Consider the following 24,491-nt stretch of genomic DNA (forward strand, 5'->3'; position numbering starts at 1 on the left):
ATGTCCTCTTATTCTGCAGGTTTGCCGTAGTGGGCTTCGAAGTCTTCCTCGATGGTCGCCGGCGGAGCCGTCGGCTTTTCGATCACACCCAAGAGGGGCAGGATCACGAGGAAATATCCGAACCAGTAGGCCGATGCGATCAGCGAGAAGGTCGCATAAGGCTCTTCTGCAGGCATGGCACCAAGCCACATCAGCGCGATGAAGTCGACGATCAGCAGGGCGAACCACCACTTGAACATCGGACGGTAGCGACCGGAGCGAACACGCGATGTGTCGAGCCATGGCACCAGCGCCATCACGATGATCGCGGCAAACATCGCCAGCACGCCAAAGAATTTGGCGTCGATGATGCCACCGGTGATCCAGCTTGCGAACATCACAACCCAGACTTCGGAGGTGAAGGCACGCAGGATCGCGTAGAATGGCAGGAAGTACCATTCAGGCACGATGTGTGCAGGTGTCGCCAGTGCGTTGGCTTCGATGTAGTTGTCCGGGTGGCCCAGATAGTTGGGCATGAAGCCAACAACCGCAAAGAAGATCACCAGGATCAGAGACAGCGCGAAGAGGTCTTTGATCACGAAGTACGGCCAGAATGGCAGGGTGTCTTTCTTGGCTTCTTCTTTGGAGCCGCGACGCACGTCAACCCCGGTCGGGTTGTTGTTGCCCGTGGTGTGAAACGCCCAGATGTGCACGATTACCAGAGCGGCAATCACGAAGGGCAGAAGGTAGTGCAGCGAGAAGAAGCGGTTCAAGGTGGCGTTGTCCACCGCAGGGCCGCCAAGCAGGAAGGTCTGCAGTGCTTCGCCCACAAAGGGGATGGCGCCAAACAGGCCGGTGATCACGGTTGCGCCCCAGAAGGACATCTGACCCCAAGGCAGAACGTAGCCCATAAAGCCGGTTGCCATCATCAGGAGGTAGATAACCATGCCGACGATCCATGTGATCTCACGTGGGGCCTTGTAGGAGCCGTAGTAGAGACCGCGGAAGATGTGGATGTAGACGGCAAAGAAGAACAGCGAGGCGCCGTTCATGTGCAGATACCGCAGCATCGCGCCGCCATTCACGTCACGCATGATGTGTTCGACCGAGGCAAACGCCATGTCGACATGCGGCGTGAAGTGCATCGCCAGCACGATGCCGGTCACAATTTGCAGCGCCAGACAGAATGCGAGGACGATGCCCCAGATCCACATCCAGTTCAGGTTCTTCGGAGTGGGGATCATGAGCGTGTCATAGATCAGGCCAATCACCGGCAGGCGGGATTCGACCCATTTTGCGCCCTTTGATTTGGGCTCGTAATGATCGTGAGGAATTCCGGACATAAGCGCGCTCCTTATCCGAGGACCAGTTCGCTGCCCTCAAACGAGGCAATCGGAACGTGGAGGTTTTCAGGCGCCGGACCTTTGCGGATGCGGCCGGAAGTGTCGTAGTGGGACCCGTGGCACGGGCAGAACCAGCCACCGAAGTCACCAGCGCCGTCGCCCAGAGGCACACAGCCGAGGTGTGTACATACACCCATCATCACCAGCCATTCGCCAGCTTCGTCCATCGCGCGGTTTTCATCCGCTGCGTCGGTGTCGGGTTTGTTGGCGTTCTGGCTGCCTTGGTCGATGGACAACTGATCCATTGTGACGGCACGGGCTTCGTCGATTTCCGCTTGTGTGCGGCGACGGATGAACACCGGCTTGCCGAGCCATTTAACGGTCAGCTGGGTGCCTTGCTCGATGCCGGATGTGTCGACGCGAATCGACGACAGCGCGCGCACATCGGCGGAGGGGTTCATCTGGTTGACGAGGGGCCAAACTGCGGCGCCTGCGGTTACGGCACCGGCGCCAGCCGTGGCGTAGTAGAGAAAGTCTCTCCGGGTGCCTTCGTGGTCTTCTGCGTGGGACACGAGGTTCTCTCCATTCTTCAGCCGAATCCGGCCAATAAGCTCCGGGCCGCGGTGTCCCGCAGCCTCTCCCCGCCGCTATTTAACGAAGGGGATCGCACCCGTCCAGCGAACATTCGCTAGATACGGCCCGTAGCGTCCCTCTGTCGCGCTTGAAGTCTTGACAAATTGAGCGACGAAACAGGTTTGCGGGCGTGATCCAAAGGAGCGTCTGCGGTGCGCAGGCTGTGCACTGCGTGCGGATTGGGCGGTCGCGCCAAGGTTTGGGGCCCCTTTTGGCGTTTTGATCGTCAGATACCCTTGGGGGGAATCGCAAGGACGCGCGGCGGGCGCTGGTCCCCTCAGCACAATGACTTGTGCGGTGTCAGCAGGGCGAATCAGCGCTGGAGAAAATGCTGCTTCTGGTTCACTGATAGTTCATTGCGTAGGAGAGGGTCATCAATGGAGCAGCGTCAGTGATTAGCCTCAAGGATTTGGAATTCCTGTCGTCTTTGGCGCGTCATCGCCATTTCGCACGCGCGGCCGAAGAGTGCGGCGTGTCGCAGCCGGCGTTCTCGATGCGGATCCGCAAGCTCGAGGAACGTCTTGATTCCGCGATCGTCAAACGCGGAAACCGCTTTCAGGGCTTCACGCCTGCTGGCGAGGCTTTGCTGCGACATGGCCGCAAGATTATGGATGGCATGAAGCTGCTGGAGGAAGAGTTCCGCTCGGCAGGAGGCGACGTCACCGGTCAATTGGCGCTTGGGGTTGTGCCGACGGCGGTGGCCTATGCGGCGGGCGTGGTGCAGCGGCTGCGTCACGGCAACCCCGGCATCACTGTGCGGTTGCAGGCGGCAAGCTCTCTGGCGATCCAACAAGGGTTGGAAAACGGGCTTTATGATGCAGGCATCACATACGGCGAAGGCGTTTCGCCGGATTTGATGCGGGTCGAGCACCTTTATGATGAGCGGTATCTGCTGCTTGCGCCAGCCGCACTGGCCCCGAGGACCAGCGGGCGGGCTACGTGGGCGGAGGCGGCTGAGCTGCCGCTGGCATTGTTGGAACCGGGGATGCAGAACCGGCGCATTCTTGATCTGGTGTTTCGCGAAGTTGGCATTGTACCGGACGTGATCGCCGAAACCGGCGAGTTCACGTCGGCAATGATGATGGCAGCCAATGGAATGGCGGCCACGGTGGTGCCCGAAGGGTTGGCAGAAGCGTTTGGCGAGAATGCCGGGTTGGTGGCGTTGCAGCTTGAAGCGCCGGTGGTGGAAAAAGATGTGAGTCTGGTTTCCGCCCATCGCCACCCGGGTCTTTCCACAGTTGAAGCTTTGCGGCGGACTTTGGAATTGTCGGATTTTTCGTGATAAGCAAAAATTATGGTGAATTAAATTCTTGCTGATTGATTATCAAAAAGCGTGATGCGAGGGTTTCCCATCTGGCAGGGAGGCTAAGATGGCACCACTCGACGATCAAAAAGGCGTCTGGAAGAAAAAAGGCACCGGAAAATCGCGGCGCACTCCAAAGGGGCGTCAAGTTGATGATGTCGCGCTGAGCGAGGTGCAGGCGCTGTTGGGCGATACACCGCGCCGACGTGATCTGCTGATCGAGTTTCTGCATCTGATTCAAGATGCTTATGGCCATCTGTCCGCAGCCCATATCCGCGCGTTGGCCGAAGAGATGCGCCTTGCTCAGGCGGAGATTTATGAGGTTGCCACTTTCTATGCGCACTTTGATTTGGTGGGTGATGGAGAGGCGCCGCCGCCTGCCTTGACCATCCGCGTGTGCGAATCGCTGTCGTGTGAGTTGGCCGGTGCTGATCAATTGGCGCAGGCCTTGCGCGACGGTGTGGACCCTGCTGCCGTGCGTGTGTTGCGCGCGCCTTGCATGGGGCGGTGCGATACCGCGCCAGTCGTCGAGCTGGGTCACAACCACATCACCTATGCCACCGAGAACAAGGTTTTGGCCGCGATGGAAGCCGGACAAGTGCATCCGGCGGTGATCGATTATCAAGGTCTGACGGAGTACAAGGCAGACGGCGGATACCGAAAGCTGCGCGAGCTGCGTGAAAACGGCGATTGGGAAGAGGTACAAGCCAAGATCGGCGAGGCCGGATTGCGAGGTCTGGGCGGCGCGGGTTTCCCAGCCGGCACCAAATGGGGCTTTGTACGTGCCAATCCCGGTCCGCGGTATCTGGCCGTGAACGGCGACGAAGGCGAGCCGGGCACATTCAAGGATCGCCATCACCTTGAGCGCAATCCGCATATGTTCCTTGAGGGTATGTTGATTGCGGCTTGGGCGGTCGAGGCCGTGACTTGCTTTATCTATATGCGCGACGAAAACCCCGGTGTGATCCACATCCTGAACCGCGAAATCGGGCGGTTGGTCGACGATGGTATCGTCGAGGCGGGCTTTATTGAGGTCCGGCGCGGCGCGGGGGCTTATATCTGTGGCGAAGAGAGCGCCATGATTGAATCCATCGAAGGCAAGCGTGGCTTGCCACGTCATCGTCCACCCTTTGTGGCGCAGGTTGGCGTTTTTGGGCAGCCGACACTCGTGCACAATGTCGAGACGCTTTATTGGGTTGCGCGGATTGCGCGGTTCGGACCCGAGGTTCTGAATTCGGTTGAAAAGAACGGACGCGTTGGTCTGCGAAATTATTCGGTGTCGGGACGGGTGAAGCATCCTAGCGTGTACCTGCTGCCAGCGGGGTCGACGATTGACGACGTGATCGAAGCGGCGGGCGGCATGGCTGATGGTCATGTGTTCAAAGCCTATCAACCGGGTGGGCCGTCGTCGGGATTGTTGCCTGCGACGTTGAATGATGTGCCGCTGGATTTTGACACCCTGCAGCCGCATGGAACCTTTATTGGCTCTGCCGCCGTGGTGGTGTTGTCCGATCAGGACAGCGCGCGGGATGCGGCGCTGAATATGCTGAAGTTCTTTGAGGATGAAAGCTGTGGCCAGTGCACGCCGTGTCGGGCGGGCTGTGAGAAAGCAGTGAAGCTGATGCAGGCGGACACATGGGATCAGCCCTTGTTGGAGGAGTTGTGTCAGGTGATGGGCGATGCGTCGATCTGTGGTTTGGGGCAAGCGGCGCCAAACCCGATCCGCTTGACGATGAAACATTTCGGGGAGGAGATCTGAGATGGCTGACGGAGCACAGATCGACATGGTGACGTTTTCTCTGAACGGTGAAGATGTGACTGTGCCTGAGGGCACCTCTATTTGGGATGCGGCAAACGGGCAGGGGTTTGTAATCCCGCACCTGTGCCACAAGCCGGCCAAAGGCTATCGTCCCGATGGCAACTGTCGGGCTTGTATGGTTGAGGTTGAAGGCGAGCGCACATTGGTGGCGTCCTGCATTCGTCCTGCGGCCGAGGGCATGGTGGTCAAGACGGACAGCGACCGCGCCACCAAAGCGCGCGAAGTGGTGATGGAGTTGCTGGTTGCGGATCAGCCCGAGGTCAAACACGACGCATCAAGCCATTTCTGGGATATGGCCGAGATGGCCGGTGTGGACGAGAGCCGCTTTCCGGCCAAAGAGGCCGAGCGCGTGCCGCTGCTGGATGCCAGCCATGTGGCGATGAGCGTCAATCTGGACGCCTGTATCCATTGCAACCTGTGTGTGCGGGCCTGTCGCGAAGTGCAGGTCAACGATGTGATCGGCATGTCAGGGCGCAACAACACCGCGCAGATCGTGTTCGATCAGGGCGACGACATGGGTGCCTCAAGCTGTGTGGCTTGTGGTGAATGTGTGCAGGCTTGCCCAACAGGCGCTTTGATGCCTGCGGCTGTGCTGGACGAGGATGGCGCGGGTGACAGTGCGGATTATGATCGCGAAGTCAAAAGCGTGTGCCCCTATTGCGGGGTTGGCTGTCAGATCAGCTTCAAGGTCAAAGACGATAAGATCAAATATGTCGAAGGCATCGATGGCCCAGCCAATGAAAACCGGTTGTGCGTCAAAGGCCGCTTTGGGTTTGATTATATCGACCACCCGCACCGTTTGACCAAACCGCTTATTCGTCGTGATGACGCGCCAGCCAAAGGATTGAACGTCGACCCCGGAAATCTGTTGACGCATTTCCGCGAAGCGACGTGGGATGAAGCGTTGGATTTTGCCGTAGGTGGCATGAAGCGCCTGAGTGCGGAAAAAGGCACGAACATTGCTGGTTTTGGCTCTGCAAAGTGTTCCAACGAAGAAGCTTATCTGTTTCAAAAACTGATCCGTCAGGGCTTTGGCCACAACAACGTCGATCACTGTACGCGGCTGTGTCACGCATCATCCGTGTCGGCGTTGCTGGAGAATGTCGGATCGGGTGCTGTGACGGCGACGTTCAACGAAATTGAGAACGCCGATGTGGCGATTGCGATCGGCTGTAACCCGATCGAGAACCACCCTGTGGCGGCGACCTATTTCAAGCAGTTTGCCAAGCGTGGCGGCAAGTTGATCGTCTGTGACCCGCGCGGCGTCGGCCTTGGACGATATGCAAGCCACAAGGTGCAGTTCAAACCCGGTGCGGATGTGTCGATGCTGAATGCGATCATGCACGTGATCGTCGAAGAAGAGCTTTATGATGAAGCCTACATCGCGCAGTTCACCGAGAACTGGGACGAGATGAAGGCGCATCTGAAGGGGTTCTCTCCGGAAGCGATGGAGCCGATCTGTGGCGTTGATCCCGCATTGCTGCGCGATGCGGCGCGGACGTTTGCGGCTGGCAAAGCGGGCATGATTTTCTGGGGCATGGGTGTCAGTCAGCACATTCACGGGACGGACAATGCGCGTTGCCTGATTTCGTTGGCATTGATGACCGGCAATGTTGGAAAACCCGGCGCTGGGCTACATCCGCTGCGGGGCCAAAACAACGTTCAGGGTGCGTCCGATGCGGGCCTGATCCCGATGTTCTTGCCGGACTATCAGTCGGTGACAGATGACGGCGTGCGCTCGGCCTTTACGGATGTGTGGCAATCTGAGGACTTCTCCAGCCAGAAAGGTCTGACGGTGGTCGAGATCATGCATGCGATCCATGATGGCGACATCAAAGGCATGTATATTCTGGGTGAAAACCCTGCGATGTCGGATCCGGATGTGGATCATGCGCGCGCGGCTTTGGCCAAGCTAGAGCATCTGGTGGTGCAGGACATCTTCCTGACGGAAACGGCGAACTATGCGGATGTGATCCTGCCGTCGTCGGCGTGGTATGAAAAATCCGGCACCGTGACCAACACCAACCGTCAGGTGCAGATGGGGCGGCCCGTAACATCGCCTCCGGGTGAGGCGCGCGAGGATTGGTGGATCGAAGTCGAACTGGCCAAACGGTTGGGTCTGAATTGGGATTATACGCACCCTTCTGAGGTGTTTGCGGAGATGAAGCTCAACATGGGTTCGCTCGACAACATCACGTGGGAACGGCTTGAGGGCGAGGCGGTGACCTATCCGTCGCTTAGCCCCGAAGACCCCGGTCAGGCGATTGTGTTTGGCGATGGCTTCCCACGTGCGGGCAACCGTGCGCGGTTCACGCCTGCGTCTGTGATCCCGCCAGATGAAGTGCCAGATGCCGAATATCCGTTTGTGTTGATCACTGGTCGTCAGTTGGAGCATTGGCACACAGGCTCGATGACCCGCCGAGCCAGCACGCTGGATGCGCTGGAGCCGGAAGCAAACTGTTCGTTGCATCCGTCGACATTGCGCAAACTGGGTGTCGAGGCAGGAGGCTATATCGCGCTGTCGACCCGTCGAGGGACAGTGACCGTGATGGCGCGTGCGGATCGGGCTGTGGCGCCGGACAACGTGTTCCTGCCGTTTGCATATGTCGAAGCGGCGGCCAACATCTTGACCAATGCGGCGCTGGACCCATACGGCAAAATCCCCGAGTTCAAATTCTCGGCGGTACGTGTGGAAAAAGCGGAAACACCCGTCGCGGCGGAATGAAATGAACTCCGGTGGTGAGGCGATTGCGGCGCTTCGCCACCGGAGTCCCCCTCGCCACTGTTAAACCCCTTAGACAGTCGCAAGGCTGACGGCAGACCCGCTAAAAGGCGTGCCGACAGCAAATCGGTAGCCGATTTTACCGTCCAGATAAAGTATTTTATTTGAGTCGCGAATTAAATATGGATTTTGTTTGGACGCGTGTTGTCAGTCGCTTGGGGCGGTGGCAACCATGCTGTTTCGCGCGCCAAATGTCTCGTACCACGCGGCCAGATTGTCGCGCCCCTGCCGCCAGTCACGATCGCCGTGACGAAAGTCGAGGTAGCCAAGTGCGCAGCCAATTGCGATTTGCCCCATGTCGAGAGGCCCGTGCAGGTGGCTCATCCAGCGGTCATTGACCGCGTCAAGCGCGCCAGCGACTTTGCCCCATTGCGCCTCCAGCCAGTCGTCAAAAACGATCTCGGCGGGGCGCAGGCGTTTTTCGTAAACCATCAAAACTGCGGATTCGAGGATCCCGTCCGCGGTGGCCTCAAGTGTCAGCACATCCCATAGGCGGTCCTCGGGATAGAGGTCAGCCCCAGCACGAGCGACCAGAAAGCGGCAGATCACGCGGCTGTCGTAAATTGCCGGACCATCGGGCCGGACCAATGCCGGGATTTTACCGAGCGGGTTGGCTGCGGCGGCTTCGTCGGCAGTCGAGAGCGCAGTGGTGTGCACGCGCACAAGATCGACATCGTCGGTCTGGTCGGTTTCGGCCAGTGTCACGCGCACCTTGCGCACAAAAGGTGAGGCGGGGGAGTGGATCAATTGCAGGCGGGACATGGGTTAATCCTTTTTGGGGTCTGAAACGGGCGATTGCATCATGGCCGCCAACTCTCGTGTGTGCGAGCCAACCGATTGGGCGGCCATCTGGCGGGCAGCCGCGTGGCGCGCCTCTGTGGGTTTGTTCTGGCCCAGTTTCCAAGTGCCCTGAACATCGGTGATCTGCAGTCGGAAAGGCTGGATCATGCGCAGCATACGGGTGTAGGCCTCGCTATCCATCTTGTCGCTGCTCCAGGGTGGTTTCGGCAGAAGCTGTGCCTCAAAATGATCTGACAGGCGGTCCAGCAGGTCGGGCAGGTCGCTTTGTGGCAGCGGCGCAAGCGTACCTGTCAAGTGCACGGCCACATAGTTCCACGTTGGTACCTGATCATCCAAATCGTACCAATCGGGGCTGACGTAGCTGTCTGGCCCACTGACCGCGAGACGGGCTGGTTTCGCATCCCGTAACGCGCGCGCCATTGGGTTGGACCTCACCAAGTGCAAGTCCACACAACTGCCGTCACCGCTCACCAAAAATGGCACATGCGACATCAAAGGCGCGTCGTCGGTTGAGAGCGTCAGAACGCCAAAGCCGCGTTCGCGCGCAAAGGCAAGGTTCTGGTCGGTATCGGCGTCTCTGAAGGTGGGGTTTGGGTGCATCGCGTGGCTCGCTTTAAAGTCGCGGCGATGGTGCCGTGAGCGCGGATGTATGGCAACCGCCAATTCGTGATGCGATAGCAAAGAGAACGTGATCTGAAGGAGCGGTTTGTGGTCCGGTAGCCTACGCCTGCGGAGGCGCCTGTGGCGGTGTGATTGCACCCGCAAAAACCGTCGGCGCATCGCCCTCGCCCCATTTGGGCAGTTTGGGCATAATGGTGGCAAAAAGCGCGCTTGTCAGGAATGTCTCCAGCCATCGGGCGAGGTTCGGCCCTGCATCTGCGTCAAACCGGGCTTTGTCGATAAATGCAAACTGGCGCACGAAAGGCAGGATCGCCATGTCTGCAAGGCTTGGCGCGGCGCCAAACAGAAATCCGTCAGCAAGGTGTGTTTCAAGGTTGGTCAGAAAGGCCATCGCCGCGGCGCGGCTGGCTTGCGGATCAAGCTCTGGATAGCGGGTGTGGTATTTTGTGTGATCCAAAGCGGCTTTGAACGGGCCGTCGGCCTCGGCAATCAATGCGTGGCCCTGATCAGGCATGTCCAACCACCCCATCGGGTCGTTTTGCCCCAAGGCCCACGTCATAATGTCGAGGCTTTCGTCGATCACGGTGCCATTGTCGTCAAGGCAGGGCACGGTTGCACTTGGAGACACCGCCAGAAATGCCGGCGCCTTGTCGCGCAACACAATCTCTCGCAATTCGACGCCTATTTCGGACACCGCTACGGCCAAACGTGCCCGCATGGCATAGGGGCAACGGCGAAAGCTGTAGAGGATCGGCATCATGCCACCAGTTGCGATCCACGCAGGTCTAGAATTGGTGCGGTCACGATGGACCCTTCGGTCTGGGCGACGTCAAACGCAACTTCGGTAAATTGTTCCGTGCGGCCCATGTGCGGGTTTTCCATCAGGATGTGATGGGTTTTGCCAAGTTGGCCCCGCAAATGCCGCGCGACTTGCGCTTGCCCGGCTTCGCGCAGGCGGGCGGCACGTTCTTTGATAATGGCGCCGTTCACTTGCGTCGGAATTTTTGCCGCTGGCGTGCCTTCGCGTTTGGAATAAGGAAACACATGCAGCCAAGTCAGGTCGCAGTCATCCACCAGTTTCATAGAGTTCTCAAAATGCGCCTCGGTTTCCGTAGGGAAGCCCGCGATGATGTCCGCGCCATAGGTCATGTCGGGACGGAGCTTTTTGGCCTCTTCGCAGAACCGGATTGCGTCATCGCGCAAATGCCGGCGTTTCATGCGTTTGAGGATAAGGTCGTCACCGTGTTGCAACGACAAGTGCAAATGCGGCATCAGGCGTGACTCGGTCGCAATCGCCATCATCAGGTTCTCATCGACCTCGATGCTGTCAATCGAGCTGATCCGCAGGCGGCGCAGGTCCGGCACCAGTTTCAGAATGCGCATCACCAGATCGCCGAGTTTTGGCGCTGCAGGCAGGTCTGCGCCCCAGCTGGTCAGATCGACGCCGGTCAACACCACTTCGTTGAAGCCTTTGTCCACCAGCCGTTTGATCTGATCCACCACAACACCTGCGGGCACAGAGCGGGAATTGCCGCGTCCGTACGGGATGATGCAGAACGTGCAGCGGTGGTCACAGCCGTTTTGCACCTGCACATAGGCACGAGACCGGGTGCCAAACCCGTCGATCAAGTGACCGGCGGTCTCTGTGACAGACATGATGTCGTCCACCATGACTTTCTCGGTGTCGCCGATGAAATCCGCGGCCATGCCCTGCCATGTGGCGGGGTTCATTTTTTCGGTGTTGCCGATGACTTTGTCGACTTCGCCCATGGCGGCAAATGTTTCCGGTTCGGTCTGGGCCGCGCAGCCGGTCACAATGATGTTGGCATCCGGGTTTTCACGGCGCAGGCGGCGGATTTCCTGGCGTGATTTGCGCACAGCCTCGGCGGTCACGGCGCAGGTGTTGACGATGACGGCGTTCTCAAGACCAGCTGACTGGGCCATGTCTTTCATCGCCTCGGATTCATACGAATTCAGGCGACATCCGAGCGTGGTAAATTTGGGGGGCGCGGTGGTCATTTTGCACGCGCCAGAAAATCGGCGGTGAATTCGCCGCTCATCACATGCTCGGTCGCGCCGGTCATCCAGACGCCATCGTCGCGCCAGTCGATCCAGATGGTGCCGCCATCAAGCTCTATCTGCACAGCGCGGCCGGTCAGGCCACGACGGTGCGCAGCGACGGCGGTGGCACAGCTTGAGGAGCCAGAGGCCAATGTCGGGCCTACACCACGTTCCCAGACGCGCATACGGATGTGGTCGGTGCCGATGATCTGCGCGATCTGCACATTGGTGCGTTCGGGATATAGCGGGTGATGTTCATGTGCCGCGCCGAAAGAGCCAAGATCCACGGCCTCTGCATCGTCAACAAAGAAGGTACAGTGCGGATTGCCCATGCCGGTCGCGGTTGGTGCACCGTCTATTGGCAGGGCGAGGGTGTCCATCTCGTGAGAAAGGGGTACCTCGGACCACAAAAGTTGCGGCTGCCCCATATTCACCGACGTGAGCCCTTCGCCGGCATCGCGGGCGTAAAGCGTGCCACGGTCTGTCGTCAGGGTCAGCGCATCAGTTCCCGACTCGTCCATCAGATAGCGGGCAATGCACCGGGTCGCATTTCCACAAGCTGCCGAGGTCGATCCATCGGCGTTGTAAAACACCAGATGCGCATCCGCATCGCCGCGGGTTTCGATCACTGCAAGCTGATCAAATCCAACGCCTTTATGGCGATCTGCGATGGCGGTGATCTGGGACTCAGACAGATCAAAATCGCGCACGCGCGCGTCCACAACGACAAAATCGTTGCCAAGGCCGTGCATTTTCATGAAAGCAAAAGGGGTATGTGCGCGCATGGTCATTGCGCGCATATACGCCTGATGGAAGACGGTTTCCAGTGGTGTGCATTTTTTCTTGAGAATCGTCTTGACCGCCCTGCGCAGTCAGCATAGTACCGCGCCACAGAGAGTGGGCCGTTAGCTCAGTTGGTAGAGCAACTGACTTTTAATCAGTAGGTCGAAGGTTCGAACCCTTCACGGCTCACCACTTTCTCCCCCTTCATTCGGTCAGACAATCGTAACAGCCTTATGACGGCCGTTGGTGTCGCACCGATTCTGCTCTTTCGGTGTTGCGCGTGGACGCCAGAAAACGGGCAGTCATAAAAAACGCCGCGCAGATTGCTTTGCGCGGCGTTGGCTAGTCTTAAGCGTCTTTGCAGAGTTAGCTGCGTCCACCTTTGCCTTTGGCGGCTTTCGCTGCCGCCGCGCGGGCTTTGTTTTTCTTACTGTTGGATTTGCCTACCGGGGGCGGGGGCCCTTTGCGGGCTTCGGTTGGACGCGCTTCCTGATGCGCGCCTGAGCGACGGCGCGGGGCCTCGGCGCCGCCTTTGCCTTTGGGTCCATCAGAGGTGCGGTATGGCTTGGATTTCGCCGCTGCCGGCTTGCCGCCCTTGGAGGCCGGTTTTGGTTTCTTGGCGCGTGGTGCCGGATCGTCGTTCCAGTCGATTGGCGCGCTGGATTTAGACGCGGGTTTGCCACCGGATTTGCCACCGGGTTTTTCAAACTTCGGCTTGTCCGATTTTGGCTTGTCGAATTTCGGTTTGTCGAACTTGGGGCGCTCCGAGTAGGGGCGGTCCGACTTGGGTTTGTCGCCCCAGGGTTTGTCGGACTTTGACTTGTCATACGACGGCTTGCCTTTGCCGCCGAACTTGGACCCGCCACGGGGGCCGCCGCCCTTCATGCGCTCAAGCTTGGGGGCTTCGGCCAGTTGGGTCAGCGTTGCGCCGCGTTCCAATTTGCCTTCGGGTCCGACGTTCGCGAGGAAGCCTGCGACGCTGCCTTCTTTGATTTGCACAAAGGACTCGTTTTCTTGGACGCGGATCGCACCAATGTCGTTTTTGTTGATGCCGCCAACGTCACAGAGCATCGGCAAGATGCGGCGAGGCTCGGCGCCGGTTGCGCGGCCGCCGGACACGGAGAACCAGACCGAAGCGCCAAAATCTTCGCGCGGGGCGGGTTTGGCGTCAACATCGCTCAGTTCTTCGGGCGCGGTGCGCATCGAGCTCATCAAACGCAGGAAACCAGCGGCGATTTGTTCCGGCGTGAAGGCGTCCATGATCGAGGCGACAGTTTCCTGATCGCTTTCCGGCACAGGTTCCAGCCAGGCTGGGTCGGCGAACAGCCGCTCTTGGTCGCGTTTCTTGACCTCTTCTGCGGATGGTGCGCCGCCCCATTCCGCCTTCAATTTGGCCATGCCCAAGATGCGGCTGGCCTTTTTGTTTGACTTGCGGTTGATGATCAGCGCGCTGACACCTTTGCGGCCCGCACGGCCTGTCCGGCCAGACCGGTGCAGCAGGGTCTCGTGATTGTTGGGCAATTCGGCGTGCACAACCAGATCAAGGTTGGGCAGATCGATGCCGCGCGCGGCGACGTCAGTGGCAACACACACTTGCGCGCGGCCATCGCGCATCGCTTGCAACGCGTGGGTGCGTTCAGATTGCGACAGTTCGCCGGACAACGCCACAACGTTAAAGCCGCGATTGGACAGGCGGGTCGTCAGGCGGTTTACCATCGCGCGGGTGTTGGCAAAAACAATCGCATTTGGTGCTTCGTAGAACCGCAGCGTGTTGATCACAGCGTTGTCGACGTCTCGGTCGGCCACGGTCATGGCGCGATATTCGATGTCAGCGTGCTGGCCGTTTTCGGATTTGGCAATCACACGCTCTGCGTCACGCTGATAGCTTTTGGCGAGGCCAAGGATCGCATTCGGTACGGTGGCCGAAAACAGCAAAGTCTGGCGATCTTCGGGTGCTTCGCCAAGGATGAATTCGAGGTCTTCGCGGAAGCCCAGATCAAGCATTTCGTCGGCCTCGTCGAGCACCACGGCACGCAGGACTGATAGATCGATGGAGCCACGAGAGATGTGGTCGCGCAGACGGCCCGGAGTGGCCACAACGATATGTGCGCCACGCGCCAGCGCGCGACGCTCGTCGCGCATGTCCATGCCGCCCACACAGGAGGCCATCACTGCGCCCGCCTTGGCATAAAGCCACGCGAGTTCGCGTTTTACCTGAAGCGCCAGTTCACGCGTCGGGGCAATCACCAGCGCCATCGGCGCCGCGGCAGCTTCAAACGTTTCGGCGTCTTGCAAAATGGTCGGGGCGATGGCGAGGCCAAATCCCAGCGTTTTGCCGGACCCGGTCTGGGCGGAGACCAAAAGGTCACGGCCCGTGAGGTCGGGGTTCAACACAGCGGTCTGAACAGGTGTCAGGGTGTCATATCCGCGCTCATCAAGCGCGTCTTGCAGGGCAGTTTTCACAACGATTCTTCTTTATCTCTGGAGTGATGTCCTTTGGCAGGCATCCCTTGGCGCCACCGGTATGTGGGCCTCTCATGCGCGATAAAGAACAAGAAGCGGCCCGCTTAGACCATCCTTGGGCGGATGTATAGGGGCCAGTCGCCTTCGTCTCTTGGGACAGGAAGACAGAAATTTAGAAAAAGATGAACTGACCAGTTCACTTTTGGGCTTGAAAGCACGTTTTGAGGCTCTTAATTGAATATTTCAATTTCTGAAGCATGTGGGGACGGATGACGAGGGACACCGAAGACACGCAGCTGCTATTGCCACCCGACCTGCCGCCAGAGATGACGGCGGCGATTGGGGCGTTTGCGCTGGTGCGGCAGATGGAGACGCGTCTGGACGACGCCGCATTTGACACGGAACTCACCAAACAGGAACGCCGCATGGTGCTGTTCCTGGATCCACCACGACGCATGGGCGTGATGGCTCAGATCATGGGCGCCTTGCCGTCCAGCGTGACGGCGATGGCGGACGCTTTGCAGGAACGCGGTTTGGTGGTGCGCGAACGCGATCCGGACGACGGGCGGGCCTGGCAGCTGGCACTGACAGCAGCCGGCAAAGCCGCGCGGGCAGAAACTATGAACAAGGTCGCAGAACAATTTCGCGACATTTCCGGAATGACACCGGAAGAAATCGAGACATTCGGGAAACTGGCCACCAAGGCGTTTCCCCTATCGGTATTGGCTGGAATGGCCATTGAGAGGGACACATGAAACTTTGGAACATGGTGGCGTTGGCCACATCGCTTTTGGCGCTTCCGGCCGTTGCTGAAACGCCGCTGAAACCGGTCAAACTGATGGAGATATCATCGGACCAGGCCGCCCTTGTCCGGCAGTTTTTTGGGCAAGTGAAAGCCCGCCAGTCGGTAGACCTTGCGTTTCAGGTGGGAGGGCAGATCATTGATTTTCCCGTGACCGAAGGGTTTCGCATCCCCAAAGGCGCCTTGATCGCCAAACTCGATCAGGAGCCATTTGAGTTGCAGCTTGATCAGGCGCGACTGCAAAAGGGGCAAGCCGACCGGACTGTCGCGCGACTTGAGAAGTTGAAGGGCAACACTGTTAGCCAAGTGACAATTGATGATGCGGAAACGCAGGCCGGGCTGTCTAAAATTTCGGTCAGCAATGCAGAATGGTCGCTGCGCCACGCCACATTGCGCGCGCCGTTTGACGCCTTGGTATCCAGCCGCAATGTCGAGCTGTATTCGACAGTTGCGGCGGGTACGCCCGTGGTACGTATTCATGACCTCAGCGAATTGCGCATAGAAGTCGACGTGCCGGAAATCCTGTTTCAAAACACCGGCGACAGTGGTGAAAACGTTGAGATCACCGCGCGGTTTCCGGGGTTGGAAGGCAGCTACCCACTGGACATACGCGAGTATGACGCGGAGACCTCCGACATTGGCCAAACCTTCCGCATCACCTTTGGGCTTGAGCCGCCCAAGGAACGTGTGATCCTGCCCGGGTCATCGGTTACCGTGACGGTGCGCGCGATTGAGCAGTCACGTGTGATCGAAGTGCCAATGTCCGCGATTGTCACAAACGACAAGGGTGAGACCGGGGTCATGAAGTTTGACCCCAAAGGCGGCGAAACAGGCCATGTTCGGTTCGCGGTCGTGCAGGTGGAACCTTCTGAGACCGGGCAGGTGCGGGTGAACTCCGGACTTGCAGACGGTGAGGAAATTGTTGTCGCCGGGGGCAGTGCGCTGGGCGAGGGCCAAGAAGTGCGCCGTTTTGTCGGCTTCGGCAACTGAGGTCGCGTGACATGAACATTGCACGTATGTCGATTGAAAAGCCGATTTACACTTGGCTGATCATTCTGGTGTTTCTCGGTGGTGGTATCATCGGGTTTCTAAATCTTGGCCGTCTCGAAGACCCGGCCTTTACGATCAAACAGGCGGTGGTGACCACGTCTTACCCCGGCGCCACTGCAGAGCAGGTCGCGGCCGAGGTCAGCGAACCGCTGGAAAGTGCCATCCAAAAGATGGGTGAAGTGGATCGGATCACATCGATCAACAGCCCCGGTCAGTCGATGATCGAGGTGCACATCAAATCGACCGTGAACGGTGATGAGCTTCCCGAAATCTGGACCCGCCTGCGCGCACGGATGCGCGATGCAGCCCGGGCATTGCCGCAAGGCGTGGGGCAGCCCTATGTAAATGACAGCTTTGGCGACGTGTTCGGACTGTTTTATGCGATCACCGCTGAAGGGTTCACGGACGCCGAGAAACACGAGCTTGCAACGTTTTTGCGGCGCGAGTTGCGCACAGTAGAGGGTGTGGCAGATGTCGAGGTCAAAGGTCTGCCCGAAGAGGCGATCTATATTGAGCCGAATCTGGCGTTGTCGGTAAACCAGAACGTATCGATTGCGGCGATTGCCAATGCGATTGCCACGTCGGACAGCGTTACGCCTGCGGGCACGTTGACCACCGAGAGTGCGCGCACACGGATCATGACCCCGGACGGGTCCGATACGGTCGACGCCATTCAAGGCCTGTCTGTTGGCACGGGCGGCAAAGTTGTCAATCTGGTCGACACCAGCCGCGTATATCGCGAACGCAAACCAAACCCAGGCCAGATCATTCGCCACAACGGCGTCGAGGCATTCACGCTGGGCGTGGCCGGATTGAGTACAGAGAACATTGTTGAAGTTGGGCAGCGGGTTGACGCTCAGTTGACGGCAATGGAGGCAAATTTCCCAGCCGGTGTTGAGTTGCATCCGGTGTACCAGCAGCACGAGGTTGTGGACAAAGCGTCAACCGACTTTCTTTTGAACCTCGCGATGTCGGTGGCCATTGTTGTGGCTGTTTTGGCGGTGTTCATGGGCTGGCGTGCCGCTGTGGTTGTCGGGGTGACACTGTTTTTGACAGTAATTGGCACGTTCCTGTTCATGTCGATGTTTTCCATCGAAATGGAGCGGATATCGCTGGGCGCGCTGATCATTGCGATGGGGATGCTGGTCGACAACGCCATTGTTGTAGCCGAAGGCATGCAAATGGCCATGTTGCGCGGCAAGTCATCGCGCGAAGGTGCGGACGAGGCTGCCGGCAAGACGCAAATCCCTCTGTTGGGCGCGACAATTATTGGCATCATGGCGTTTGCCGGCATTGGACTCAGCCCTGATGACACCGGCGAATTCCTGTTCTCGCTGTTTGCGGTGATTGGGATCTCGTTGTTGCTGAGCTGGCTGTTGGCCCTGACGGTGACTCCGATGTTGGGGCATTATCTGTTCAAACAGGGCAAAGGGGACGAAGGCGACGCTTATGGTGGCTGGATTTTCCGGATGTATGGCTGGAGCCTTGGGCTGGCGCTGAAATTGCGCTGGTTGGTTGTTGTTGGTCTGATTGGCGTCACAGCGCTGTGTTACGCGGGTTTTGCCCGCGTGGATCAGCAGTTCTTCCCCGAAAGCAATACGCCGTTGTTCTTTGTGCATTACAAGCTGCCACAGGGCACGCCGATTGCCACAACGTCCAAAGATATGGCCCGCATGGAAGCGTGGCTGGATGGGCGCGAGGACGTGGTCAGCTATTCCACTTTTGTGGGCCAGGGCGCGACACGGTTTATGCTGACCTACGAGTCTGAGAAGCCGAACCCAAGCTATGGCCACATCATCGTGCGGACTGCGCAGATGCAGGACATCACGGCGTTGCGCGAGGATTTGAATGCCTTTGGGGCCGAGGCGTTTCCCGATGGGGAATTCCGCACCAAGCGGTTGGTGTTTGGACCGGGCGGGGGTGACCCCATTCAAGTCCGGTTCTCGGGTTCCGATCCGGTGGTATTGCGTCAGCTGGCGTCGCAAGCAGCAGCGGTTTTGGAAACATCTTCCGAGAATATCCGCGAAGTGCGCACCGATTGGCGTGAACAAGAGCTGGTGATCAAGCCGCTTTATGCCACAGAGCGCGCCCAGACGGCGGGCGTGAACCGTGATGATGTGGCGGATATGCTGAACTTCTCGACCGACGGCATCAGCGGCGGTTGGTTCCGCGAGAAAGACCGGCTGTTGCCGATCGTCATCCGCCGCGCCTCCGATCAGGGCTTCGGGCTTTTGGATCAGGTGGTCTTTTCCGCCAACACCCAAAGCTTCTTGCCGCTCGAGCAGATGGTGGACGGATTTGCCTATGACAGCCAGAACACGCTGTTTCACCGCCGTGACAGGGTGCCGACAATCACGGTTGGCGCCGACATCGCTCCGGGGTTGAACGCCGTGCAAGTTCAGGCCGAGGTGACAGCCGCAGTTGAGGCGATGGAGCTGCCGGTGGGATACCGCATGGAATGGGGTGGCGAAAAAGAGAACTCCGCCAAGGCGCAAGAAAGCCTTGGAGGACAGCTGCCGGTGACCATTCTGGTGATGGTGCTGATTTCGGTGCTGCTGTTTAACGCGGTGCGCGAGCCAATCATCATCTGGCTGTTGGTGCCGATGTCGGTGAACGGTGTGGTGATCGGGCTGTTGGGCACGGGGCTACCGTTTTCGTTCACCGCGCTTCTTGGTCTGCTGAGCCTGTCGGGCATGTTGATAAAGAACGGCATTGTGCTGGTCGAAGAGATCAACTTTGTGCGTGAAGAAGGCGGTCCGCTGCGCGAGTCGATCATTAGCGCCAGCGTGTCACGTTTGCGTCCGGTGATGTTGGCAGCCGTGACAACGATTTTGGGCATGCTGCCGCTGTTGTCGGATGCGTTCTTTAAGTCAATGGCGGTGACCATCATGGGCGGGTTGGCTTTTGCCACTGTCCTGACGCTGATCGCAGCACCGGTTTTGTATATGATCTTCTTTGCGCGTGAAGATCGCCGGGCCCGCGCGGCTGCCGATACCGTGGCCGTTTGATCTAACGCCGCCCCAACTTCGCAAGTTGGGGCGGCGCTACCTTCCCCCAATCATCGTGCTTTGCTAAGCTGCGGCAAATGACCGGAAAATCCGGTGTCAGTTGCTGCGTTTTTTGGGGGGCCATTTGTCAGCATTTAGTAAGACAAATCAGCCGGTCTCGGCGGTTACGCGGCACGATCGCGCGGCCGTATGAGCGGTGTGAGCCCGCCCTTTTTGCGCGACGAAGACGCAGAGATTCACGTCGGCGGCGCATTGGTGACCGCGAGGCTCGGCGGCATTGAGGCAGATTTTAACGCCGTGGGTGCCCGATCTGGAAAGGTGACGCTGAATCTTGGGGAACTTACGGCCTTTGATACCGGCGGAGCCTGGATGGTTGCGGCGCTGAAATCCCGGCTTATGCAGGCAGGATCCGAGGTCGAGATCACACAAGCCTTGCCCGCCTATGCGGCTCTTTTGGAAAACGTCGAAACAGCCACGCCCGAGCGTGAAGCAGAGGTCACGCAACCGCGTAGTGCCACGGCTATGCTGGACAGCTTTGGGCGCAAGGTGGCCGGCGCTTGGGGTGGAGTGATCTCCTTCAACGGGTTTCTCGGCGAAACGTTGGTGTGTATTTCTCGGCTGGTTTTGCGGCCCTGGCGACTGCGTTGGGCGTCTTTGGTGACGCATATGCAGGATGCGGGTTTGAACGCGGTTCCAATCGTGGCTTTGATGGGATTTCTTATCGGTATCGTTCTGGCCTTTCAGGGCGCGTCGCAGCTGCAACGCTTTGGCGCCGAGGTGTTTGTGGTTGAACTGATCTCGATCTCGGTATTGCGCGAGTTGGGCATTCTGTTGACCGCGATCATCGTTGCGGGCAGGTCCGGCTCGGCCTTCACCGCGTCGGTCGGATCAATGAAGGTGCAAGAGGAAATCGACGCCATGCGCACGTTAGGTCTCGATCCCATCGAAGTGCTCGTGGTGCCGCGGGTTCTGGCCTTGGTGCTGGTTTTGCCAATCCTCGGTTTTGTGGCCAACCTCTGTGGCCTGTTTGGCGGCGCGTTGATGAGCTGGATCGACCTTGGCGTCAGTCCCGGCATGTTCCTGACGCGGCTTTATGAAAACACCGGTGTCTGGCATTTGGCGATTGGCATGATCAAGGCGCCGTTCTTTGCGATTGTGATCGGCGTGGTGGCTTGCTGGCAGGCGTTTCAGGTGCGCGGGTCTTCGACCAGTGTCGGGCAACGCACCACGGCATCGGTCGTGCAGGGGATCTTTCTTGTGATCGTGCTGGATGCGCTGTTCTCAATCTTTTTTGCGCAGTTGGGGATTTGAGCATGACTCAGGACACAACGCGCGAAGCGGTGATCAAGGTGCGCGGCTTGCGCAATCAGTTTGGTCCTCAGGTGGTGCATGACAATCTGGATCTGGATGTCTGGCGCGGCGAAGTGTTGGGCATCGTTGGCGGATCGGGCACCGGTAAATCCGTGCTGTTGCGCACGATCGTTGGGTTGAACAAGCCAGCGGCGGGCAGCATCGAAGTGCTGGGTGTAGACGTGTTGACCGCGCCGGACGTGGAGCGGCGAGAGGTTGAAACCCGCTGGGGTGTGGCGTTTCAGGATGGGGCGTTGTTTTCGTCTTTGACGGTGCTCAACAACGTCATGGCGCCGATGCGCGAACATTTGAATCTTAGCCCCGCGTTGATGCGCGCGTTGGGCGAATTGAAAATTTCAATGGTGGGCCTGCCCCCGCTGGCCTGTGGCAAACTGCCGTCGGAGCTTTCGGGCGGCATGCGCAAACGCGCGGCATTGGCCCGCGCCTTGGCGCTGGACCCGCAGATCGTGTTTTTGGATGAGCCGACCGCGGGGCTCGATCCCATCGGTGCGGCAGCCTATGACGACCTGATCGGAGAGCTTCAGCGCGCTCTGGGCCTAACAGTTTTTATGGTCACCCATGATCTGGACAGCCTTTATGCGATTTGTGACCGCATCGCGGTGCTTGCTGAAAAGCGGGTATTGGTGGATGGTCCAATTGAGGGGATGACCGAAGTGGATCATCCGTGGGTAAAAGAATATTTCACCGGTCCGCGTGCGCGCGCGGCACAGGGCAAGGGTCAAAGCAAAGGCCAACGAACGGGGACGACATAAAGCATGGAAACGCGGGCCAATTATGTGCTGATAGGGTTTTTTGCCCTGATAGGCCTGATCGGGTCTTTTGCCTTTCTTTTGTGGTTGGCCAAGATCGATGTCGACCAGCGGTTTGCCTATTATGAAGTGACCTTCGAAAGCGTGTCCGGCCTCGGTATGGCCGGGGATGTACGCTATAACGGGCTGCCTGTCGGCCAAGTGGTGGATCTGAAGTTTGACGAAGCCGACCCCTCGCTGGTGCGGGTGCGGCTAGAAGTTGATGCAGACACGCCGGTCAAGACCGACACTGTTGCGCAACTGAATTCGATGGGCGTGACCGGGGTCAGCTTTGTGGCGCTCTCCGGTGGCTCGCCCGATGCCGCGCTTTTGGCCTCAGGGGGCGAGATCCCGTCAGAGCGCAGCACCATTCAAACGTTGCTGGAAGGCGCCCCCGAATTGCTTGAAGAGGCAGTGGCGCTGCTCGAAGACATCCGATCCGTGGTGAGCGAGGACAACAAGGCGGCTGTGTCGGACCTGCTTGGAAATTTGGCCTCGGCCTCTGGCAAGCTGGATCGCACGTTGGAGGATTTTGAGGGCCTGTCCGCGGACCTAGGCGCCGCAGCACGTGAGATTGCAGGTTTTACCGACACACTGGAGGATCTGTCAGACACGGCCGAGGTGACGTTGACCGAGGCCACTGAAACGCTGGTGTCCATTCGCGGCGCGGCGGATCGCACGCAGGGCACGTTGGACAGCGCGCAGACTGCGTTTGACACTGCCAACGATTTGGTGACCGGAGAGCTGAAAGAGCTGATCACGCGCGGCGCGGATGCGGCGGCGGCGCTGGATACGATACTGGACACGGTAGAACCCTCAGCCATCGCCGCCTTTGATGCGGCGCAGGGCCTGATCTCGGAGAGGTTGCCAGGCTTGGTGGACCAGATCGAAAGCACCGCAAAGACGCTTGAATCCGAGGTCGCCTCGGTCAGCGGATCTGCGACGTCTTTGATGGATCGCTATGAGACTGTTGGGGAAGCGGTGCAGGCGCGGGTCAATGAGGCAGAAGCCGCGATTGCCGCCGTGCGTACTGCCACAGATACCGCTGGCGACACGCTGGCCGCGGTGCGTGACACAGCGGACACCGCGACGCAGCTGATGCAGGAAGACGTCACAGCGCTGGCGCAGGAAGCCACCGCGACATTGGCCGAAACGCGGGTTCTGGCGCAGGAGCGGCTGCCGGGCCTAATCGACACGGCCAACAGCACATTGACCACCATCGAACGCGAAGCCGCAGAAGTGGGCGACTCTGCAAGTGAAATGATCGTAGAGGCAACGGCCCGCCTCAGCGAAGCCCAGACAACGCTGTCGGGATTTCACGCCGCCTTGGAAAGCTCTGACAAGATGCTGACGTCGCTGACCAACACTGCCGAAAGTGTAACAACCCTGGTCGAAGGCGATGCGACCACGTTCCTTGCGGATGCGAGCGCTGCGGCAGAGGCCGCGCGTGCTGCGTTGGAGACCATCAACCAGTCGGTGGACGAAGAGTTGCCGTCAGTTATGGCTGATGTGCGCGCTGCCGCCAAAGGGGCGAATGAGGTGATTGCGGCGGCGGGTACGGAGTTGACCGATCTAGGGGATCTTCTGGATGGGCTGTCCGCCGACGGCCGCGCCACGCTGGATGCGGCCACAGTGGCCTTTGGCAATGCCAATGACACCTTGGCCGCCATCACCACTGCAATGGATGCTGCGGAAACCACGCTCACCACTGCGGATCAGACATTTACCGCAGCCAACGACATTCTCGAAGGCGACGTGGACGTCATCATCGCCGACGTCCGGGGCGCCGTTTCGGCGTTTTCTGACACCGTTGTAAGCGTGGCGGACGACATAGAACTGGCCGGAGCCGAGGTGTTGAAAGTTTCGCAGTCCGCCGCCAATCTTGTGGGAACAGTTGATAACATCGTGCAAGACAACAAACGGCAGGTGTCGGATTTCCTAGGGGTCGGTTTGCAACAGCTTTTGCGGTTTGTCGAAGAAAGCCGCTACTTGGTGGGCAATCTGGATCGACTCGTGGACCGTATCGAGCGCGACCCTGCGCGCTTCCTGCTTGGCACTCAAGGATCGGAGTTTAACCGATGACAAGATTTCTGCCCGTTCTCGCGATGCTGGGGGCCATCGGACTGAGCGGCTGTGCCGGACTTGGAACCATCAATCGCGCTGCTACACCGACGGATCTGTTCACGCTGACACCCAAAAGCACCTTTGCGTCAAACCTGCCGCGATTGAAGCAGCAAATTGTGATCGAAGAACCCACGGCAACGGCTGCGGTCGATACCGATCAGATCGCGGTGCATCCAACGCCGTTGCAGGTCGAATACCTGCCGCGCGTGCGCTGGGTGGATCGTGCACCGCTGATTGTGCAAGCACTGATGATTGAGAGCTTTGAGAACAGCGGCAAGGTGGCAGCCGTCGGGCGCTCAACCGTCGGATTGCGTCCGGATTACACAATTGTCACGGATGTACGCGAGTTTCAGGCCAATCTGCCGGCGGCGGATATCGAGGATGCACCGTTGGAAATTCACGTGCGCCTGAACCTGAAAATCATCGACAGCTTTAGCGACCACATCATCGGGTCCAATTCATTTGGCGAAGTTGTGGTGGCGCAAAGCGATGAGATGGTTGATGTTGCAGCCGCCTTTGACACGGCGCTGGGCCGCGCGATGCGCAAATCAGTGGAATGGAGCATCCGGAAAATCCATAGTCACGCACAGGCCAATCGCCGCCCGACGCTGCAATAGTCAACCGGACACCCAGGGCACACAGGCCCCGTGGGATTTGGATAAAGTGCAACGCAAGTTCCTAACCTAATCTCAAATCGCACCCTTTAAAGCGCAGGGCTGTTGAAAGGTGTGCAGGTGTGGCCATGGGGAATTTGTCAGCG

Annotated in this window: 18 protein-coding genes and 1 tRNA gene; 11 read left to right on the forward strand and 8 right to left on the reverse strand. The window is 58.9% G+C overall.

Features of this window, described 5'->3' with window-relative positions:
- Positions 1 to 8: 8 nt before the first annotated feature.
- Positions 9 to 1,322 (reverse strand): cytochrome b, encoded by a 1,314-nt coding sequence (gene petB / locus PG871_RS02485; RefSeq protein WP_270725624.1) that lies wholly within the window; start codon positions 1,320 to 1,322, stop codon positions 9 to 11.
- A gap of 11 nt (positions 1,323 to 1,333) precedes the next feature.
- On the reverse strand, positions 1,334 to 1,894 hold the full coding sequence (gene petA / locus PG871_RS02490) for a ubiquinol-cytochrome c reductase iron-sulfur subunit (protein ID WP_270725626.1): 561 nt from the start codon (positions 1,892 to 1,894) through the stop codon (positions 1,334 to 1,336).
- 452 nt (positions 1,895 to 2,346) lie between these two features.
- Between petA and PG871_RS02495 the strand changes: the two genes are divergently transcribed.
- The 3 genes from PG871_RS02495 (at position 2,347) to fdhF (ending at position 7,802) form a co-directional block, all read left to right on the forward strand.
- Entirely contained in the window at positions 2,347 to 3,237 is an 891-nt protein-coding gene (locus PG871_RS02495) for a LysR family transcriptional regulator (RefSeq protein WP_270725628.1), read from the forward strand.
- 88 nt (positions 3,238 to 3,325) lie between these two features.
- On the forward strand, positions 3,326 to 5,017 hold the full coding sequence (locus tag PG871_RS02500; RefSeq protein WP_270725630.1) for an NAD(P)H-dependent oxidoreductase subunit E: 1,692 nt from the start codon (positions 3,326 to 3,328) through the stop codon (positions 5,015 to 5,017).
- A gap of 1 nt (position 5,018) precedes the next feature.
- Positions 5,019 to 7,802, forward strand: coding sequence for a formate dehydrogenase subunit alpha (fdhF, locus tag PG871_RS02505; RefSeq protein WP_270725632.1), 2,784 nt, complete (start codon positions 5,019 to 5,021; stop codon positions 7,800 to 7,802).
- 204 nt (positions 7,803 to 8,006) lie between these two features.
- On the opposite strand, the gene PG871_RS02510 is transcribed toward fdhF, so the two are convergent.
- The 5 genes from PG871_RS02510 to dapF form a co-directional block, all read right to left on the reverse strand.
- The gene (locus PG871_RS02510; RefSeq protein WP_270728681.1) at positions 8,007 to 8,612 is read right to left on the reverse strand and encodes a glutathione S-transferase; all 606 of its coding nucleotides are present in this window, start codon (positions 8,610 to 8,612) and stop codon (positions 8,007 to 8,009) included.
- 12 nt (positions 8,613 to 8,624) lie between these two features.
- Complete coding sequence (locus tag PG871_RS02515; protein WP_270725634.1) at positions 8,625 to 9,260, reverse strand: FMN-binding negative transcriptional regulator; 636 nt, start codon at positions 9,258 to 9,260, stop codon at positions 8,625 to 8,627.
- A 121-nt stretch (positions 9,261 to 9,381) separates the two neighbouring features.
- Positions 9,382 to 10,041: a glutathione S-transferase gene (locus PG871_RS02520; protein WP_270725636.1), complete on the reverse strand. Its 660-nt coding sequence runs from the start codon at positions 10,039 to 10,041 to the stop codon at positions 9,382 to 9,384.
- On the reverse strand, positions 10,038 to 11,300 hold the full coding sequence (gene mtaB, locus PG871_RS02525; RefSeq protein ID WP_270725638.1) for a tRNA (N(6)-L-threonylcarbamoyladenosine(37)-C(2))-methylthiotransferase MtaB: 1,263 nt from the start codon (positions 11,298 to 11,300) through the stop codon (positions 10,038 to 10,040). The genes PG871_RS02520 and mtaB overlap by 4 nt, the downstream gene beginning before the upstream one ends.
- Positions 11,297 to 12,142: a diaminopimelate epimerase gene (dapF, locus tag PG871_RS02530; protein WP_270725640.1), complete on the reverse strand. Its 846-nt coding sequence runs from the start codon at positions 12,140 to 12,142 to the stop codon at positions 11,297 to 11,299. Before dapF ends, mtaB begins: the two co-directional genes overlap by 4 nt.
- Positions 12,143 to 12,241: 99 nt before the next feature.
- Between dapF and PG871_RS02535 the strand changes: the two genes are divergently transcribed.
- A tRNA-Lys gene (locus tag PG871_RS02535) sits at positions 12,242 to 12,317 on the forward strand.
- A gap of 174 nt (positions 12,318 to 12,491) precedes the next feature.
- On the opposite strand, the gene PG871_RS02540 is transcribed toward PG871_RS02535, so the two are convergent.
- The gene (locus PG871_RS02540) at positions 12,492 to 14,588 is read right to left on the reverse strand and encodes a DEAD/DEAH box helicase (protein WP_270725642.1); all 2,097 of its coding nucleotides are present in this window, start codon (positions 14,586 to 14,588) and stop codon (positions 12,492 to 12,494) included.
- Between the two features lie 269 nt (positions 14,589 to 14,857).
- On the opposite strand from PG871_RS02540, the gene PG871_RS02545 reads away from it, so the two are divergent.
- The 7 genes from PG871_RS02545 to PG871_RS02575 all read left to right on the forward strand — a co-directional run bounded on the left by PG871_RS02545 (position 14,858) and on the right by PG871_RS02575 (position 24,348).
- Positions 14,858 to 15,343 (forward strand): MarR family winged helix-turn-helix transcriptional regulator, encoded by a 486-nt coding sequence (locus PG871_RS02545; RefSeq protein WP_270725644.1) that lies wholly within the window; start codon positions 14,858 to 14,860, stop codon positions 15,341 to 15,343.
- On the forward strand, positions 15,340 to 16,380 hold the full coding sequence (locus PG871_RS02550; protein ID WP_270725646.1) for an efflux RND transporter periplasmic adaptor subunit: 1,041 nt from the start codon (positions 15,340 to 15,342) through the stop codon (positions 16,378 to 16,380). The genes PG871_RS02545 and PG871_RS02550 overlap by 4 nt, the downstream gene beginning before the upstream one ends.
- 11 nt (positions 16,381 to 16,391) lie before the next feature.
- Complete coding sequence (locus tag PG871_RS02555; RefSeq protein WP_270725648.1) at positions 16,392 to 19,448, forward strand: efflux RND transporter permease subunit; 3,057 nt, start codon at positions 16,392 to 16,394, stop codon at positions 19,446 to 19,448.
- 189 nt (positions 19,449 to 19,637) lie between these two features.
- Positions 19,638 to 20,759 carry an MlaE family ABC transporter permease gene (locus PG871_RS02560; RefSeq protein ID WP_270725650.1) on the forward strand — a complete coding sequence of 374 codons (1,122 nt, stop codon included), beginning with the start codon at positions 19,638 to 19,640 and terminating at the stop codon, positions 20,757 to 20,759.
- A gap of 2 nt (positions 20,760 to 20,761) precedes the next feature.
- Entirely contained in the window at positions 20,762 to 21,571 is an 810-nt protein-coding gene (locus tag PG871_RS02565) for an ABC transporter ATP-binding protein (RefSeq protein WP_270725651.1), read from the forward strand.
- A 3-nt stretch (positions 21,572 to 21,574) separates the two neighbouring features.
- Positions 21,575 to 23,689 (forward strand): MCE family protein, encoded by a 2,115-nt coding sequence (locus PG871_RS02570; RefSeq protein ID WP_270725652.1) that lies wholly within the window; start codon positions 21,575 to 21,577, stop codon positions 23,687 to 23,689.
- Positions 23,686 to 24,348, forward strand: a complete 663-nt coding sequence (locus PG871_RS02575) for an ABC-type transport auxiliary lipoprotein family protein (protein WP_270725654.1) — start codon at positions 23,686 to 23,688, stop codon at positions 24,346 to 24,348. Before PG871_RS02570 ends, PG871_RS02575 begins: the two co-directional genes overlap by 4 nt.
- Positions 24,349 to 24,491 lie beyond the last annotated feature (143 nt).

The sequence above is a fragment of the Shimia sp. Alg240-R146 genome (assembly GCF_947331465.1).
GTDB lineage: Bacteria > Pseudomonadota > Alphaproteobacteria > Rhodobacterales > Rhodobacteraceae > Shimia.